The 14762-nt window shown below is 50.3% G+C and carries 22 protein-coding genes; 18 read left to right on the forward strand and 4 right to left on the reverse strand.

The features are described from left to right. Positions 1–338 precede the first annotated feature (338 nt). The 15 genes from SynBIOSE41_RS09755 (at position 339) to SynBIOSE41_RS18370 (ending at position 8043) form a co-directional block, all read left to right on the forward strand. Complete coding sequence (locus SynBIOSE41_RS09755) at positions 339–548, forward strand: hypothetical protein (protein WP_186537674.1); 210 nt, start codon at positions 339–341, stop codon at positions 546–548. 512 nt (positions 549–1060) lie between these two features. Further along, the gene (locus tag SynBIOSE41_RS09760) at positions 1061–1291 is read left to right on the forward strand and encodes a Nif11-like leader peptide family natural product precursor (protein WP_186537675.1); all 231 of its coding nucleotides are present in this window, start codon (positions 1061–1063) and stop codon (positions 1289–1291) included. Between the two features lie 322 nt (positions 1292–1613). After that, positions 1614–1820 (forward strand): Nif11-like leader peptide family natural product precursor, encoded by a 207-nt coding sequence (locus SynBIOSE41_RS09765; protein ID WP_186537676.1) that lies wholly within the window; start codon positions 1614–1616, stop codon positions 1818–1820. A 341-nt stretch (positions 1821–2161) separates the two neighbouring features. Beyond that, positions 2162–2566 carry a hypothetical protein gene (locus SynBIOSE41_RS09770; protein ID WP_186537677.1) on the forward strand — a complete coding sequence of 135 codons (405 nt, stop codon included), beginning with the start codon at positions 2162–2164 and terminating at the stop codon, positions 2564–2566. A gap of 239 nt (positions 2567–2805) precedes the next feature. Further along, entirely contained in the window at positions 2806–3051 is a 246-nt protein-coding gene (locus tag SynBIOSE41_RS09775; RefSeq protein WP_186537678.1) for a Nif11-like leader peptide family natural product precursor, read from the forward strand. A gap of 183 nt (positions 3052–3234) precedes the next feature. Beyond that, on the forward strand, positions 3235–3474 hold the full coding sequence (locus SynBIOSE41_RS09780; RefSeq protein WP_186537679.1) for a Nif11-like leader peptide family natural product precursor: 240 nt from the start codon (positions 3235–3237) through the stop codon (positions 3472–3474). Between the two features lie 201 nt (positions 3475–3675). After that, complete coding sequence (locus SynBIOSE41_RS09785) at positions 3676–3906, forward strand: Nif11-like leader peptide family natural product precursor (RefSeq protein ID WP_186537680.1); 231 nt, start codon at positions 3676–3678, stop codon at positions 3904–3906. Positions 3907–4650: 744 nt separating this feature from the next. Continuing rightward, on the forward strand, positions 4651–4935 hold the full coding sequence (locus SynBIOSE41_RS09790; RefSeq protein ID WP_186537681.1) for a Nif11-like leader peptide family natural product precursor: 285 nt from the start codon (positions 4651–4653) through the stop codon (positions 4933–4935). 197 nt (positions 4936–5132) lie between these two features. Continuing rightward, positions 5133–5432 carry a Nif11-like leader peptide family RiPP precursor gene (locus SynBIOSE41_RS09795; RefSeq protein ID WP_186537682.1) on the forward strand — a complete coding sequence of 100 codons (300 nt, stop codon included), beginning with the start codon at positions 5133–5135 and terminating at the stop codon, positions 5430–5432. Positions 5433–5672: 240 nt separating this feature from the next. Further along, positions 5673–5936 (forward strand): Nif11-like leader peptide family natural product precursor, encoded by a 264-nt coding sequence (locus SynBIOSE41_RS09800; protein ID WP_186537683.1) that lies wholly within the window; start codon positions 5673–5675, stop codon positions 5934–5936. Positions 5937–6126: 190 nt separating this feature from the next. After that, positions 6127–6390, forward strand: coding sequence for a Nif11-like leader peptide family natural product precursor (locus SynBIOSE41_RS09805; protein ID WP_186537684.1), 264 nt, complete (start codon positions 6127–6129; stop codon positions 6388–6390). 248 nt (positions 6391–6638) lie between these two features. Continuing rightward, entirely contained in the window at positions 6639–6905 is a 267-nt protein-coding gene (locus tag SynBIOSE41_RS09810) for a Nif11-like leader peptide family natural product precursor (protein ID WP_186537685.1), read from the forward strand. Between the two features lie 174 nt (positions 6906–7079). Further along, positions 7080–7352 carry a Nif11-like leader peptide family natural product precursor gene (locus SynBIOSE41_RS09815; RefSeq protein ID WP_186537686.1) on the forward strand — a complete coding sequence of 91 codons (273 nt, stop codon included), beginning with the start codon at positions 7080–7082 and terminating at the stop codon, positions 7350–7352. A gap of 175 nt (positions 7353–7527) precedes the next feature. Further along, a complete protein-coding gene (locus tag SynBIOSE41_RS09820; RefSeq protein WP_186537687.1) occupies positions 7528–7773 on the forward strand; it encodes a Nif11-like leader peptide family natural product precursor in 246 nt (81 codons plus the stop codon). Between the two features lie 198 nt (positions 7774–7971). Continuing rightward, positions 7972–8043: a hypothetical protein gene (locus SynBIOSE41_RS18370; RefSeq protein ID WP_370594235.1), complete on the forward strand. Its 72-nt coding sequence runs from the start codon at positions 7972–7974 to the stop codon at positions 8041–8043. Positions 8044–8795: 752 nt separating this feature from the next. On the opposite strand, the gene SynBIOSE41_RS09830 is transcribed toward SynBIOSE41_RS18370, so the two are convergent. Then, positions 8796–9434, reverse strand: a complete 639-nt coding sequence (locus tag SynBIOSE41_RS09830; RefSeq protein WP_186537688.1) for a PCC domain-containing protein — start codon at positions 9432–9434, stop codon at positions 8796–8798. 87 nt (positions 9435–9521) lie between these two features. On the opposite strand from SynBIOSE41_RS09830, the gene SynBIOSE41_RS09835 reads away from it, so the two are divergent. Beyond that, on the forward strand, positions 9522–9758 hold the full coding sequence (locus SynBIOSE41_RS09835) for a CopG family transcriptional regulator (RefSeq protein ID WP_066905514.1): 237 nt from the start codon (positions 9522–9524) through the stop codon (positions 9756–9758). A 26-nt stretch (positions 9759–9784) separates the two neighbouring features. Here the strand turns inward: SynBIOSE41_RS09835 and SynBIOSE41_RS09840 are convergent, their stop codons facing one another. After that, the gene (locus tag SynBIOSE41_RS09840; protein ID WP_186541066.1) at positions 9785–10861 is read right to left on the reverse strand and encodes a transporter substrate-binding domain-containing protein; all 1077 of its coding nucleotides are present in this window, start codon (positions 10859–10861) and stop codon (positions 9785–9787) included. A 272-nt stretch (positions 10862–11133) separates the two neighbouring features. Between SynBIOSE41_RS09840 and pdeM the strand changes: the two genes are divergently transcribed. Both pdeM and SynBIOSE41_RS09850 read left to right on the forward strand, forming a co-directional pair. After that, positions 11134–11853, forward strand: a complete 720-nt coding sequence (pdeM, locus tag SynBIOSE41_RS09845) for a ligase-associated DNA damage response endonuclease PdeM (RefSeq protein WP_255476042.1) — start codon at positions 11134–11136, stop codon at positions 11851–11853. Next, positions 11847–13349 (forward strand): hypothetical protein, encoded by a 1503-nt coding sequence (locus SynBIOSE41_RS09850; RefSeq protein WP_255475698.1) that lies wholly within the window; start codon positions 11847–11849, stop codon positions 13347–13349. Before pdeM ends, SynBIOSE41_RS09850 begins: the two co-directional genes overlap by 7 nt. Before the next feature lie 604 nt (positions 13350–13953). Here the strand turns inward: SynBIOSE41_RS09850 and SynBIOSE41_RS09855 are convergent. After that, complete coding sequence (locus SynBIOSE41_RS09855; RefSeq protein WP_186537690.1) at positions 13954–14235, reverse strand: hypothetical protein; 282 nt, start codon at positions 14233–14235, stop codon at positions 13954–13956. A 36-nt stretch (positions 14236–14271) separates the two neighbouring features. Continuing rightward, a complete protein-coding gene (locus tag SynBIOSE41_RS09860) occupies positions 14272–14745 on the reverse strand; it encodes a L,D-transpeptidase (RefSeq protein ID WP_186537691.1) in 474 nt (157 codons plus the stop codon). Between the last annotated feature and the right edge of the window lie 17 nt (positions 14746–14762).

The following is a 14762-nucleotide window of genomic DNA, read 5'->3' on the forward strand; positions in this document are numbered from 1 at the left end:
AGCACACAAAGCAAACAAGCGAGTCTTTTCAATCACGTTTTTTGCATTTAACCCTCCGTTTCAGCAATCTGTTCCAAATTGTTATTACTTATTTAGTCGACAAACGACTAGTCAAACTATAATAGAACGAAAATACGACTGGAGAACGAACACAAATGAAGTTCAGGGAGTTCACCTGGAGTCGACCTCTCACCTTTAACTCATAGGAGCACAGCAACTCAGGCAGAAGCGCACATGAGCCTCATTCGATCTGTTCCATCACTTTGTTTCAAACCTGACCAGCGTCATGAAGCTGGCTAGGTTTCAATTCCATCGATCGCCTCAGGCTCCTCAACATCTTGAGCATCACCAAATGGCTGGAAGCGCGTGCCCAGCTCGCTGAACTGATCGAAGCCATGGAGGAAGAGGCATTGGCCTCTGACCTCGACAGCGATCAACTCTGGCCCCCAGGTCGTAGCGTACTCACACCCCTGGACCGCATCAATGCACTGCGACATGAGGTTGAGCAGTTATGCATCGAACTCCCGGAACTTCCACATTCGAACTGATGCTGACCCACAGGAACACGGAGCGGATGGTCTCCCACGCCGGTGAGAGACCACCCTCACGACAGAAAGCGGATCGCAAGTTAATCGCAATCTGAGTGGACGAGATCGAGACATCTGCGAATCTTTCTTAACCGGGTTTTCGCATCAGAGAGCCGCCCAAGACCATGTAGGCGCAGGGCAAAAGCGCAAGCTTCATGCCTAGAACGCTCAGGCGATTTGAGGGCACCTGCCATATCAGATGCACCAAAATCCACGTAAACAGTGCAGATATCAGCGCGATAGCAGAGCCGGTAATTGATCCAATTTTTTTTACTGTTGAGCTCAGTTGAGCAGTAATCAGGCAGGTAAACCGTTGCCCAACTATGTGTTGACTTGGTTCTGAGCTATTCACCAGAGGCTCACCAGAAACTCGCAGGGTCTACACCAGAGCTGTGTAGTGGGGTTCACCAGAAGGGCTGTGATCTTGAAGGAGTCGAGGGGGCAAAGCCACCAAACATTCATTCCTTAGAACCATGACTCAAGAACAACTTACAGCTTTTCTGGCTAACGCCAAAGCCAACACAAACCTTCAGGAGCAGCTCAAAGCAGCGGCTGATACCAATGCTGTAGCTGCCATTGCAAAAGAAGCAGGTTTTAGTATCTCTGATGATAACTTGAAAAGCGCTCAATCGAAGATTACTGATGAAGAACTGGAAGGCACGAGTGGTGGCGAGGGCTCCTGGAGAGCAGGTTGGGGGCCATGACGGGTTCGCCTTTCGATGTCACCGCAGCATAAGAATTGCCAAGGTTAATTACCACGATGGTAAGGTTCAACGAATTGCCACGGTTGTAGGTAATGCTTGAACAGCATACGCACAAAAACTGTTTGCAATGGTAGGGGGTTAATTTCTTTAATAGCCGGTCCATTCGCGTAAACCTGCCTCCAATACCTGGCACGATTGAGCGCAGTAATTGTAAGTTAAGGGTAAGTTCCCGTCGCTGAAAGGCTGGAAGCGTTACCCGCCTAGGTGGTGATACAAACCATTGCTATAACCGCTCAAGACTCCCGTTACCCATGTCAGATGAATGACTCAAAGCCTTCAGGAGAAGATCAAAGCAGCTGATGATATTGATGCTTTTATTGCGATTGCGAAACATGCAGGTTTTATGATTTCTGTTGACTTCTTGAAGAAAGCTCAATCAGAACTTTCAGATGAGGAACTGGAAGCCACGGCTGGAGGCGGCTGGAACTTTCCAACAACAATGTCATGTGACGCATGTAAGAGGTGTTGAGACTCTGGGATGAGGTATTTGATTGAAGTTATCTCATCAAAACCCCTACCATCACAGGTGGTTTTTATTAGTTGAATAGCCTGACTAAACTCAAGAATCAGTCTTCAATACCTAACACGAGTGAGCACACTAAGTATTAACCAAATACGCTGCTGCGCATCGTTGCGGTGGCTAGTTTGTAGTGCTAAACCTAGTCAAGCAATGGGTCTGAGCTATTCACCAGAAGCTCACCATAACTTCTTGGGTGCTGCACCATAGCTGTGTAGTGGGGTTCACCAGTAGAGCTGTGATCTTGAAGGAGTCAAGAGGGCGGCACCCCCACACTTCCACTACTTAACGCCATGATGACTTCAGCAATTTATCTTGATCACTTCCCTACAATTTTCAAAACATTGATAAAGACAAAGCTCTCAATCATTACTGCAGTAGCAACGATCGTCTGCACTGGTTTATCAGCACAAGCAACAGAATCAGAGCTTGCTCGCAAGCAAGAGATGATTGGTTTTCTTGCAGCCGGACAGTGCATTGTCAATACCGGAATGGCTACGCAAGAAACAGTAGACGGTTGGGCTGGTCAATATGTCAATGAAGATCCCGACCGTAAACCTGCCTATCAGTGGGCAACAACATCACCTAATGGCCAAGCAGCCGTACAAGCTACAGTTCCATTCTTAACACCTGATTGCGATGGGGTTTCTATTTCTGATGAGCAGTTTGCAAGAGTGATGATGCCTTACTTCAAATAACCTACTTCCGACGAAAATCGTCGTTGGCACATACGCCTGACAAAACAAACTCACACCAATCACACCCCGCCACGAGCGGGGTTTTTGCTGTCTGGCTACCTGCATCAATGCGGATCACCAGAGATTCACTAGAACCTTTGAGTTTCTCCACCAGCGCTGTGTAGTTGGGCTCACCAGAAGGGCTGTGACCTTGAAGGAGTCCAGGGGGCTTCACCCCCAAGCACTCACGGCTTAGAACCATGACACAACAACAACTCACAGTTTTCCTGACTAACGCCAAAGGCAACAACAGCCTTCAGGAAAGGCTCAAAGCCGCAGCTGGTGTCAATGCTGTTGCTACAATTGCTAAAGAAGCAGGATTTGTCATCTATGTTGATGGCCTCAATAAGGCTCAATCAAAACTTTCAGAAAAAGATCTGGAAGGTGCGGCTGGTGGGGGATCACTGATACCTGGGGCGTTTACATGCAGACAGGGTTGTAGATGAGTTGAGATGGTTATAGAAGTTAACTCATAAGAGCCTATGTCACTGCGGGGGCTTTTACTCTTTCAATCACCCCAAAGAGCCCATCATTCAGCCTTCAATACCTAGCACGATTGAGCGCAGTAAATATTAGCCAAAGTCACTGCAGCAAATCGTTGCTATGACTGCTGTAAAGACCTGCCACTCGTGTCAGAAGAACAACTCAAAGCCTTCCTAGAAAAGGTCAAAGCAGACACCAGCCTTCAGGAAAAGCTCAAAACAGCCGCTGATGTTGACGCAGCTCTTGCAATTGCGAAAGAGGCTGGTTTTGTATTTTCTGCTGATGATTTGAAGAACGCTCAATCAAAGCGTTCTGATGAGGAACTGGAAGGCGCGGCTGGGGGTATAAATCATACATGGTATACATCTGCTTGTGATATCTGCTGATACCTTAAGCTGACAACCTTTGCTAGAAGATTTTTCAGCTTAAACACCAACTCCTGCAATGACAGGAGCTTTTTATTACTTCAGTTTCAACTAAAATCTCACAAAGCAGCCCGCAATCCCTAACACGATTGAGCTCAGTAATTGTAAACTAAAGCCTCTGTGGCACATCGTTGCTATGACTACTGAACAGACCTGCCACCCATGCCAGAAAAGCAACTCAAAGCTTTCCTTGCCAAAGTCAAAGGCGACTCAATCCTTCAAGAAAAACTAAAAGCAGCTAAGTCACCTGACGAAGTTGTGTCTATCGCTAAAAAATATGGGCACAAATTTAGCGCTGATAAGCTAAGTCAGCTCAGCGAAGATGAGCTAGAAGGCCTGGCTGTTGGAGGGTTATGGACTAAAACAGTAATGTGTGGTCCGTGCGTTGATTAGAAGAGCGTGACTCTGGAGTTATAGAAAAGTCAGAGTGATTGACATGCATTTCAATTCTTTGGTCGGACGTAGTGTAGATGAAGATATTAGACACCCTAAGCTGTGAGAGTGACAAGCCTGCACACCAAAGCAAATGCAAACGTTAAGGGTCTTGATTTAATTAATTATTCTATAAGCTCATAGAAGGCATTCAATGCCTGGCACGATTGAGCGCAGTTGAGCAGTTATCAGACAGATGAAAACAATCTCCAAAAGGTGGTGGCTGAGTTCTAAGCGATTCACCAGTTGCTCACCAGAACCTATTGGGGTCTGCACCAGAGCTGCATAGTGGGGTTCACCAGAAGGGCTGTGACCTTGAAGGAGTCGAGGGGAAACACCCCACCACATGTCTCACACCAAACTCACTTGTTAAATCATGACAGCACAAAACACTCAATTTGAAACCATCGACCTGACGGACGACGTTCTTGAAAAAATCTGTGGAGGTTTTGACGAAGTGGAACCAGAGCCAGGAGAGCCTTATTTGATCGACCGCTTCACGGATCCAAGGTATGCGATTCCACGAATCCAAGGTATGCGATAGATGTTTTTTTAAACCGCTAATCATCAATTTCCCCGCCAAGTGCGGGGTTTTTATTGCGTTGATGTGGTCTACCCGAACGGGGGAGTCAGGCGGCTGGCAGCGTTGCCCGCCTATGTGGTGATTCAGATCAGTGCTATGACTTTTGTACTGGCCAATCACCCATGTCAGAAGAACAACTCAAGGCATTCCTAGAGAAGGTCAAAGCAGACACCAGTCTTCAGGAAAGATTAAAAGCAGCGGCTGATAATGATGCTGTTGCTGCGATCGCAAAAGAAGCTGGGTTTAGTATTTCTGCTCACGATTTGAAGAAGGCTCAATCAGAGATTTCTGAGGAGGAGTTAGAAGGCGCGGCTGGAGGGAATTCCTGGGGCTGGTGCCACGGGTTTACGGGGCGGGAGGGCTGTTCTGCCTGGTGCCGTCGGTTCTGCCACGTTCAGACCCGCTGAAAAAGCCTAAAAGCCTACTCATTCCAAAGCCCCTGCCGCCGCAGGGGTTTTTATTTCTTCAATCACCCCATACCCACCATCAATCAGACCCAAATAGCATCCGATACCTGGCACGATTGTGCGCAGTAATTGTCAGTCAAAGACACTGCAGGAGACCGTTGCTATGACTGCTGAACAGACCCATACCTTCTCGTGCAATGGCTGCGATTGATGAGCTGATGGTTGCTCTTAGTAGCAATCCAGAATTGTGGCAGGCTATGACTAGCGCCACAACTCCAGAAAATGCAGTAAAAGCCGCCGCTGATGCGGGATACAAAGTAACCTCACAGGAGTTGCTAGAAGCCTACAAATCAAAAATAGTCGATTTGTCTGAAGACGAATTAGCGTCGGTTACTGGGGGGGGGAATAAAAACCACAATCCGGTCGAAAACAATCCGGTCACTGTCCGGAAAATCACCGGAAAACTACTCGGTCACTATGCTACTGACGAGTTGTGAATGGATGATCCGAATGCGAGTAAAAGGGCGCGAAAACTGGATCCGAATCCCAGATAACTGGATATTATAAGCCTGATTCACCAGAGCTCCTTCAATAGCACGGGCTTTTTATTTCTTTATTAGCTCTAATAACCGCCCATACCGTCCATCAATATCTGGCACGATTGAGCGGAGTAAGCATTAACCAAAGTTGCTGCAGAAGACCGTTGCTACAACTACTCAACAGACTTGATGCAAGCAATGTCAGAAGAGCAACTCAAAGCCTTCCTGGAGAAGGTCAAAGCAGACACCAGCCTTCAGGAGAAGCTGAAAGCCGCTTCGGATGCTGATGCAGTTCTTGCGATTGCGAAAGAGGCTGGGTTTAGTGTTTCTGTTGACGACTTGAAAGAGGCTGGGTTTAAGCAATCAGAGATTTCTGACGGGGAGCTGGAAGGCGCGGCTGGTGGTGGCTGTTTGATTGCCCTTACTGTTGTCACGGGGTGGTGTTCTAATGGATGTTGCTGATTCTGTATTTGGTGATGGATTCTGAGCCTACTCATCAAAGCCCCTGCAACGGCAGGGGTTTTTATTTCTTCAATCACCCCATACCCACCATCAATCAGCCTCCAATACCTGGCACGATTGAGCGCAGTAAGTATTAGCTAAAGACGCTGCAGCAGACCATTGCTATAACCGTTAAAGACTCCTGATACCTATGTCAGAAAAACAACTCAAAGCCTTTTTAGAGAAGGTCAAAGCAGACACCAGCCTGCAGGAGAAGCTCAAAGCAGCTGTAGATGCCGATGCTATTACTGCGATTGCAAAAGAAGCTGGATTTATGATTTCAGCTGAGGAATTTAAGAAGGCCCAATCAGAGATTTCTGAAGAGGAGCTGGAAGGCCTGGCTGCAGCCGGCTGCTGTCTGGGAGCTACTGGTCTGGTATTTGAGCTTTTATCTGGGATAGGTCAAGCCCTGTAACTCTGGAAATCTTGCCAAGGAGCTTTTCAAGCCTGCATGGTTACGGGGTCGGCGTATGTTGACTCCTCCAGTTTTGTGATACTACTTATCAAGCCTTTTGCTGACGTAAGTTATTTTTTTATTGCTTCAATCACATCTAAAAAGACCAACAATCAGCCTTCAATACCTGGCACAATTGAGCGCAGTAAGTATTAATCAAAGACACTGCAGCAGACCATTGCTATAAATGCTTCACCGACCCGATAACCATGTCAGAAGAACAACTCAAAGCCTTCCTAGAAAAGGTCAAAGTAGACATCAGCCTTCAGGAAAAGCTCAAAATAACCGCTGATGTTGACGCAGCTCTTGCAATTGCGAAAGAGGCTGGTTTTGTGTTTTCTGCTGATGATTTGAAGAACGCTCAACCAGAGATTTCTGAAGAAGAGCTTGAAAATGTGGCTGGGGGTTTTAAGACAATGGAAACGTGTACTTCTTTAAGCCTAATCAAGAAAGATGACTGCTGCGTCGTGTGCTAGTTTATTTAGAGCTTAAGCCTACTCATTGCAAAACCTCAAGGGTTTTTTATTTCTTCAATCACCCCAAACAGCCACAAATTAGCCTCCAATATCTGGAACGATTAAGCGCAGTAAATATTAGCCAAAGACACTTCAAGACATTATTGCTATAACCATTAAAGACTCCTGAAAGCTTTGTCAGAAGAGCAGTTGAAAGCCTTTATTGGGAAAGTGCAAGGAGACGACAACCTGCAAGAGAAGCTTAAAGCTGCTGCCGATGTTGACGCAGTTCTTGCGATTGCCAAAGATGCTGGGTTTAGTATTTCTGCTGATGACTTGAAGAGAGCTCAATCAGAGCTTTCAGAAGAAGAGCTGGAAGGCGCGGCTGGTGGGAACTGCCAAAGATGCAATCATAGATCTGCTTGTTCTGTGACTTATGTGCCATGTGTTGTGCTTACCGATATATAACCGACTGATAGAGAAAGCCTACATATTGCAAAGTCCCAAAAGGTATTTTATTTGTTCAATTACCCCAAAAGCCTACGAATCAGCATTCAATAGCTGGCACGATTAGGCGGATTAAATGCCAACCAAAGACACTTCAAATTATTGTTGCTATAACCGTTAAAGACTCCCGATAGCCATGTCAGAGGAACAACTCAAAGCCTTTCTAGAGAAGGTCAAAGATGATTCCACGCTTCAAGCAAAACTAAAATCAGCTAAGTCCTCTGAAGAAGTCGTGTGTATTGCTAAAAAAGAGGGCTATGAATTCACTGCTGACAAGTTGACTCAGCGACTGAGTAACGAGGAGCTAGAGAGCGTGGCTGGTGGTTTTGATACTCGCAACAACACTGGCTGCATTTGGTGTTTTACAGACAATTGCCACTAGAAATGCCGCATGTTAATTTATAGCTTGTAAACCCAAATACCAACAAATTTGCCTCTGATTTCAGTTACGATGAAGCACATTGAGAATCAGCAAAAGACTCCGCAACAGACTGATGCAATGACTCCTTATGGTGCCTGACCATTAATCACAGAAGAACGACTCAAAGCCTCCCTGGAAAAAGTCAAAGACGACTCCAGCCTGCAAGAAAGCCTCAAAGCTGCGGCCGACTTCGATGCAGTTCTAGCGATTGCGAAGCGGCTGGATTTATGATTTCTTCAGATGACTTTTGGAATGATCTTGCAGTGAATGAACTTGAAGAAATATCCGGAGAGACACATACTGACTGCTACTACAGGAATACAAAGGGATATGCATTTATTCATGTGAATGTCATGCAGAGTGCACAACACATTAAGATTATAACAGTTACCCGATACGGCCTCGAAAACGTAGAGCAGTGGGTGTCAGTTAATTGCTATCAATGGAACAACTGCCAAGAGTCAATCAAACACAAACAGTCTTGGCAATAACAGAAGTTCTTCACCTCTTCAATTGCCAAAAAGCCGAGAAGAAGGTTTCATTTATTGCCGCGATTGAACGTAGTTGAGCAGAGACAACCAAAGCTTAATCAATCATCCAAACCTGCCATCTATGAGGTACTTGGAGCAATCCTCTTTCAACGGAAGCTATCAACGCCGACGCGCTGGCGTTAATGCCCCAGTGCTGCAGGTAGATGACCCAGTAATTGGCCATGGACTGGCAGATGTCACGATCATTCAACACGATTCGATCAACCGCCTTCACGTAACGGCAGAGATCAAATCCAGCTGTCTGGCAGGTCAGAGGTCTCAACATCCAGCAGCCAGTCGTCCTCTGGATCAATGTCCAGACTCAATTTCAGGAGGCTGTGATGGATTCGGTCGGCGATAGTCATCAACCATCCGAACAGGCGGTTTCGAAAGCTCTGAATCAAGCGGGTCGCTGGGGCTGCCCTCAGTCTGCGCAGCTGAGCAAACGATTCACTATCGGGCTGATGCCCCTTGCCCTAACGCCCGAAACTCAGGCTGCAATGAGAGTTCAGCGAGATCGTCATACCCCCCAACAACCTCTCCATCAATGAAGATCTGGGGAAAGGTGTTCATGCCGCTGCGTTGCCGGAAGGCCTCGAAGCGTTCGTCAGTTTCGATGGTTTCCAGGCGATGGGGGATGGAAAGCCTCTCCAAAAGCTGCCTGGCCCGAAGACTCCATGGGCATCCTGGAAGCACCGCCAGCTCGACACGCTCAGCCAACTGGGCAGGCTCCTGAACAGGCTGCTGAATGATCTGAGCAGTGGGAAGACCGCTGAGACCGAGAAGCAGCTGGGCACCCTTAAGAACAACAGTGCCTGGCTCAAGATGTCCTCCCCACACCTGACAGGCGCCGTCCGAAAGGCTGAGATGAAGATGAACACCTGATGGAGAGAAGGTTCCATTCAGTGTGATGACCTCGAGTTCCCCGCTCATCCGTGTGGGCTGTTGTTGGCCAGGACAGCGAAACGTGGCCTGGGACAGATTGCCGACCACCCCGAGAACAAATCCACTGAGCTGTTGCTGCATCGCCAGCTCAGACAGGACCAGATGGAGGTCCTGACCGGGCTCCAGCTCAAGGGGCAGGGTCTCCATCCAGACAGAACAAGAATCCGGGTCAGGTTACGCCACAGAGCCAGGCGCCAATACGGTACGTTTTAGATACGATACAAGCACGAAATCGTGTCATTCTTGGAAGGATTGCTGCAAGAGCTGCAGGAGCAGCTGCAGCTCGAGTCCGCTGAGGTCACAGCCGCCCAGGTCGCTGAGGCTGCAGAGTCGGAACGACTCAATGTGACTCTTGCCGGAGGAGTCATGCAACGCCTCAAGCAGCAAGCGCTTGCCGAGGGGCGCAGCTGCAGCAGCCTGGCCAACTTTCTGATCGAAGACGGATTACGCCGACACAGAACTCTCAGGTGAAGCCATGCATCACCAAGCGTTCGCCATCACTGCAGCAGACGATCAGTGATCGACTTGACATCCCCGCTTCGCTGCATCTGCAAAAGCTCAACATCAATGGGTGTTCGCAAGGCACTGTTCATGGGAATCACGAATCCATAGGTCTGATTCGCCAGTGCAAACGGCGCCATCTTGAACGGTGCTTCCGGTTTCTGCTGAAGGTAATAACGCAGAGGGGCCTCATCAAACAGCACGGCCGCCACCTCGCCTTGCGACAACAGCTCAATGGCCTTCTCAAGACTTACGGATTCCCGCGCCTTGGCTCCGTAGATTTTTGCCCAGGTTCCACTGGTGGTCCCGGCCACCACAGACACGGTCTTGCCGCGCAGATCGGAACGGTCCTGAATGGCAGAGGGCTCCAGCCTCGACAACGACACTGTGAATGCCGAAGCCAGGCCTGCCGTGATCGAGGACAGCGCCAGCAGCGACATCAGCATCCAGATGCCAGCAATGGTGCGACCGGTTCTGGTCGTGGGAGATCGATCCCCATAACCGACTGTTGTGAGCGTCACCAGGGCGAACCACATGCCATTTCCCACGCCATGCAGGTACTGACGTGGGAAGTGCTCAGTATTGCGGCGGCGCTCAGCAAGCCAGATGAGATTGCCCACCAGGAACAGAAGGATCATCAAACCACCGAGCGATGACAGGGCCGCCCAGCCGAAAAAGGGTCTGAATCTCGCCCACAACCCAGGAGGTTTCACGGGAATCATCAGTCCCTCCCTGCCATGAAAGTAGGGCTGGGTGAAATCAATCCTGGGGTTCGCCAGTCGGTCGGGGGTGATGCTGATCGGACCGACCGCAAGATCCAGATCGCCCTTTTCCAGAGCCGACAGATTGGCCTCCGTATTCGGCTGAAAGATCAATTCGTAGGGCTGATTAAGACGGTCCGCCACCTCTTCCCAGATCTGAATGCTGATCCCCTGAATCGGTTCACCCTTTGGCATCACGAAAGGTGGTGCACCACTGACGCCAACTCTCAGCACCTCAGCCCAGGCAGGAGATGGAACAGCAACGCTGAACAAACCGGCGAGCAGCAGGGAAATCCTGGGAACTCTGATCATGCGTTTCATCCGTTGTTCTCAAGACGCTTAACGATCACGCCCATGGCGACGAGTGATCCCAGCAGGGCAAGCAACAAAGCGAGGGTCATCAGAAGTCAATCGACTCGTGCATTCTGAGATTGCCATCCCAGAAGAGGAGTGGCCATTCCCGGATGCCCGATGAAGGGCAAAACATGCTTTTGAAACACTTCCGTGATTTGCAAGCAAAATGGTGCAAATCTCAGCTGTCCATTCCACTGTTGGCTGCCATCAACGCTGAAAACAGCAGAAGTGTGGCTGATGGCGAGCCAGCAGCCCCTGCACAGACGGACGTTGCACATTGTCGCTGGCAATGGCGAGACGAAGAGCTGGTTTTACTGGCTGAGAAAGCCATCTGGCGACCGTCCAGCGAGGAACTCTTTGTTGCCGATCTGCATCTTGGGAAGGCGGAGGTCTTCCAAGCCTGCGGAATCCCACTTCCAAGTGATGACGACAGGGGCACATTGCTGCGGCTCGAGAAGCTCTGTCAGCGGTGGAAGCCAAAACGTGTGATCATCCTCGGAGATTTGATCCACGGTCCACTCGGACTTACAGAGCGCCTAAGGGCAGATCTCAGAACCCTGCACAAACGCTTGGAGGCTGAGGTACTCCTGATCGGAGGCAACCACGACCGCCATCTGCATCCGGGTGCTTTTCCCCAGCACCCTGCCTTCAGGCTGGGAGAGCTCTGGCTCAGCCACGAACCGGAACAGCCCCTGGATGGGCGTGCTGGTCTCAATCTCTGCGGACATATTCACCCCACAACCATCCTGCGCCAGGGATCGGATCGACTCAGGCTTCCCTGCTTCGCCTACGACAACGTGGAACAGCGAATGCTCATTCCTGCATTCGGAGAGTTGACGGGAGGGCACGACTGCCGTCACCGTTACCGCAAATGGCTGGTGGCCGAGGGCACCATTGTTCCTTGGCTCGACAGCGCACAGGCATCCAAAGGGTCCAAGCTGCAATGGTGACGCGGACCCGTTCCACCACTGCGGCGCCCCCACGCCAGAAACGTATTCGGCGCCGTCGTCCCCGTCCGAAACGACTGCGTAAACGCTGGCTGGTTCTGGGTGTGCCCCTGGGTGTCTTTGCAACCCTTGTCGCACTGGCCCCAGGAACTCCACAACCTGATGCCATCGCACCACTGGAGCAGGCAGCCAGTGGTGATGCTCTCGGAGCCTTCCGCTATCAGTCCGACGACGAGGTCTACGCACTCGATTTCGATCCAAGAAAGGTGCGTTTGGGGCTGCTCGAGGGCTGGGATCGGGAACAGGACGCCTTTGAGGATTCCGCAGCTCTGGCTTACGTCTCAGGCCCGATGTACGAACGTCACATCGACAACGGTGGACAGGAGATCACTGTTCCTCTGGGGGATCTGAAATTCGGACAGAAGGTCTGGCAGGGCAGAAACCGCACAGCATCTCGACAGAGAGCATTCGTCGGCATCAAGCGGAATGGAGGAGTGGACTTCGGCTACGGGGAACTCACTCCAGAACGTGCCGAGATCTACGACATGTTCGTGGGTGGATTACACAGTGTCTACAACGATCTGAACGAACCGCCCGACAGCTACAAGGGTGCTTACAGCATCAGCATGGGCCAGCGCATCCGTTACTACCTGCCCAGGATCCGCATGGTCTACGGACTGCGCAGCGATGGCCGCATGGAGATGCTGATGAGCAGAGACGGCCTCACTCTGGAGCAGACAAGGGAGCTGGCCCGTCGCCGAGGTTTAGTGGCCGCATATATGCCGGACCATGCCTCCAAGAGTCGCCTGATCATCCCGGGAGTGAAGGGATTCACAGAGGAAGACGCCAACTGGATCAGTGGTGGCGCAACCAGTTTTGTGCATGTGCCCTACTTGCTGCGGCTGAGTGAACGCCGCTTCCATCTGCAAGGTGGCTTGGTTGGAAACCTCGCCGAAAGCCTGCGCTCAAAGGTGGAGTGTCAGGGTCCACTGAACTGTGCCCAGAGTGCTGGTCATCACCTGATGGACCGAGCCCTTGCAGGGCTGAATCGCGTCATGGAGCAAGGGGTGGAGCCCGTTGCTCGACTGATCTGGAAACCGAAACGCCAGCCCCTGAAGCCGGGCGTTTCGCAGGACGAACAAGAGGGCAAGGCGGAACGTTCACCGTTACCCGAACCGCCCATCACCGCTGATCCACTCGTTCTGCTTGAACAGCCGCGGCCAAGAGAAGAATCGGACGCTGAGGGACCGGAATCAGCGTTTCCTCCCTATGAACGCGATCTTCCTCCTGATCTCCCGCCACCCGTTCTGCTCACACCGGAACCGTTGCCCAGTGAAGACTCCCCGGTGCTCACATCCCCTGCATTCGATCAACCAGAGACAATCACTGAATCAAATGCAGATTCAGAGCCTGTTGAAGATCAGAAGCCAAGTCTGTCTCAGACTGATCCCTTGATAGGGGCACCACCACCGCCCTTGCTTCCACCGCCAGTGCCTTAGATCAGCATCAAGCGTGAAACGACTTTCAACGAGTGAATGAAAGCCAGCGAAGAGCCGAGACAATAAAATCAGTGGAAATTCAATACTAGTTCTCAAAACTTGATTTCTATCAAGTCCTTACTTACATCATGGATGAACAAAAAGGCATCTGATCCTCCACTGGAAGCTAATTATTTGGATTCTTTTTCACTCTTCTTGATCTTATTTCGGCCGCCAAACCCGTAGAGCCTATGGCCTGAAACAGGGACTGATTCACCGCTGCCATTACTGAAAAGAAGACATGCTGAATCCTCCTGAACGGCATGGAACGCTGAATGATTTTTTATTTTTTCACTGCACTCCCATAACTGTTCAGCACGCCATCACATTGAATGTCGTCGCAAGCAGCAAGATCAGTCGATGGGCAGCCATTCAATAACGCAAAACTCAGGAGGACAACTCAATCAGAGCACAAAGAGAAACTTGAGCGATGTATTCAAGCTGAGCAACACATCAAATGGATCATCGTCCCTATTCAGCGTTCGTGAAACAGCAGCGAAGACTTGAACTCATGATTGATTCAGATCAACAGATACTTTGAACTCCCTGAGTCATTGGCAATGATTTACCGCTGAAAGAGTCCATTGCAATCACCAGTAGCGGGTGTCTTGAAGCAAATGTTTTCCGGAGACCAGTAGCCCACTGCAGGGAAGCGAAGGCCCTGGCGACGAGCTTCTGCATTGACTGCTTCAACACCACGGGCGGTCACCAGCACATGGCCCGGCGCTTCCACCTGATCGAGGAATGCCTGCTCAGCCATCTCCTTTTGGGGAGAGGCTGATACCGGACTGGCAATCAGCGCGAGCACAGAACCGAAGAACACGGAACAAGCGGTGCGTACGGACATCATTCAGCTGCGGTAATAGAGCAAACAGGACAGGAATCAGTTAACGGTGACGACCACGGGAGTCCCGACATCAACCTGTTGAAACAGTGTGACCACATCCTTGTTCAGCATGCGAATACATCCCAGGCTGACTGCCGAACGCAGCTTCACCCAATTGGGCCAGGCCGTTCCATGAATCGCGTATTCGCCTGATCCAACCTGGAAATAGGCCATGTAGCGAACACCCACCGGATTCTTGGGACCCGGTGCAATCACCTTGCCTCCCTTGTGATAGACCGGTGCCTCTTCCTTGCGTGTGATGGCATAACTGCCTGCAGGGGTTGGAGATTCAGGAGCACCGATCGCAACGGGGAAACGCTCCACCACCTTTCCATTATCGAACAGGGTGAGGTAACGATCCTTGAGGCTGATTTCAATGGCCTTCTCTGCCCTTGCAGGCATTTGGAGCAGAGCGAGAGTCAGCAAAGCCAACCCTGCAGATCCAGCAATCCGCCTCAATCGAAAAACCATGCCTCGGGACTCACATT

The sequence above is a fragment of the Synechococcus sp. BIOS-E4-1 genome, from assembly GCF_014279995.1.
GTDB lineage: Bacteria > Cyanobacteriota > Cyanobacteriia > PCC-6307 > Cyanobiaceae > Synechococcus_C.

Bases quoted from the DNA above. Each gene is read 5' to 3' on its own strand.
- SynBIOSE41_RS09805 (WP_186537684.1), top strand. From the start codon at position 6,127: ATGTCAGAAAAACAACTCAAAGCCTTTTTAGAGAAGGTCAAAGCAGAC.
- SynBIOSE41_RS09790 (WP_186537681.1), top strand. From the start codon at position 4,651: ATGTCAGAAGAACAACTCAAGGCATTCCTAGAGAAGGTCAAAGCAGAC.
- SynBIOSE41_RS09785 (WP_186537680.1), top strand. From the start codon at position 3,676: ATGCCAGAAAAGCAACTCAAAGCTTTCCTTGCCAAAGTCAAAGGCGAC.
- SynBIOSE41_RS09850 (WP_255475698.1), top strand. From the start codon at position 11,847: ATGGTGACGCGGACCCGTTCCACCACTGCGGCGCCCCCACGCCAGAAA.
- SynBIOSE41_RS09820 (WP_186537687.1), top strand. From the start codon at position 7,528: ATGTCAGAGGAACAACTCAAAGCCTTTCTAGAGAAGGTCAAAGATGAT.
- SynBIOSE41_RS09775 (WP_186537678.1), top strand. From the start codon at position 2,806: ATGACACAACAACAACTCACAGTTTTCCTGACTAACGCCAAAGGCAAC.
- SynBIOSE41_RS09770 (WP_186537677.1), top strand. From the start codon at position 2,162: ATGATGACTTCAGCAATTTATCTTGATCACTTCCCTACAATTTTCAAA.
- SynBIOSE41_RS09860 (WP_186537691.1), bottom strand. From the start codon at position 14,745: ATGGTTTTTCGATTGAGGCGGATTGCTGGATCTGCAGGGTTGGCTTTG.
- SynBIOSE41_RS09795 (WP_186537682.1), top strand. From the start codon at position 5,133: ATGGCTGCGATTGATGAGCTGATGGTTGCTCTTAGTAGCAATCCAGAA.
- SynBIOSE41_RS09855 (WP_186537690.1), bottom strand. From the start codon at position 14,235: ATGTCCGTACGCACCGCTTGTTCCGTGTTCTTCGGTTCTGTGCTCGCG.
- SynBIOSE41_RS09830 (WP_186537688.1), bottom strand. From the start codon at position 9,434: ATGGAGACCCTGCCCCTTGAGCTGGAGCCCGGTCAGGACCTCCATCTG.
- SynBIOSE41_RS09760 (WP_186537675.1), top strand. From the start codon at position 1,061: ATGACTCAAGAACAACTTACAGCTTTTCTGGCTAACGCCAAAGCCAAC.
- SynBIOSE41_RS09840 (WP_186541066.1), bottom strand. From the start codon at position 10,861: ATGATCAGAGTTCCCAGGATTTCCCTGCTGCTCGCCGGTTTGTTCAGC.
- SynBIOSE41_RS09810 (WP_186537685.1), top strand. From the start codon at position 6,639: ATGTCAGAAGAACAACTCAAAGCCTTCCTAGAAAAGGTCAAAGTAGAC.
- SynBIOSE41_RS09765 (WP_186537676.1), top strand. From the start codon at position 1,614: ATGACTCAAAGCCTTCAGGAGAAGATCAAAGCAGCTGATGATATTGAT.
- SynBIOSE41_RS09800 (WP_186537683.1), top strand. From the start codon at position 5,673: ATGTCAGAAGAGCAACTCAAAGCCTTCCTGGAGAAGGTCAAAGCAGAC.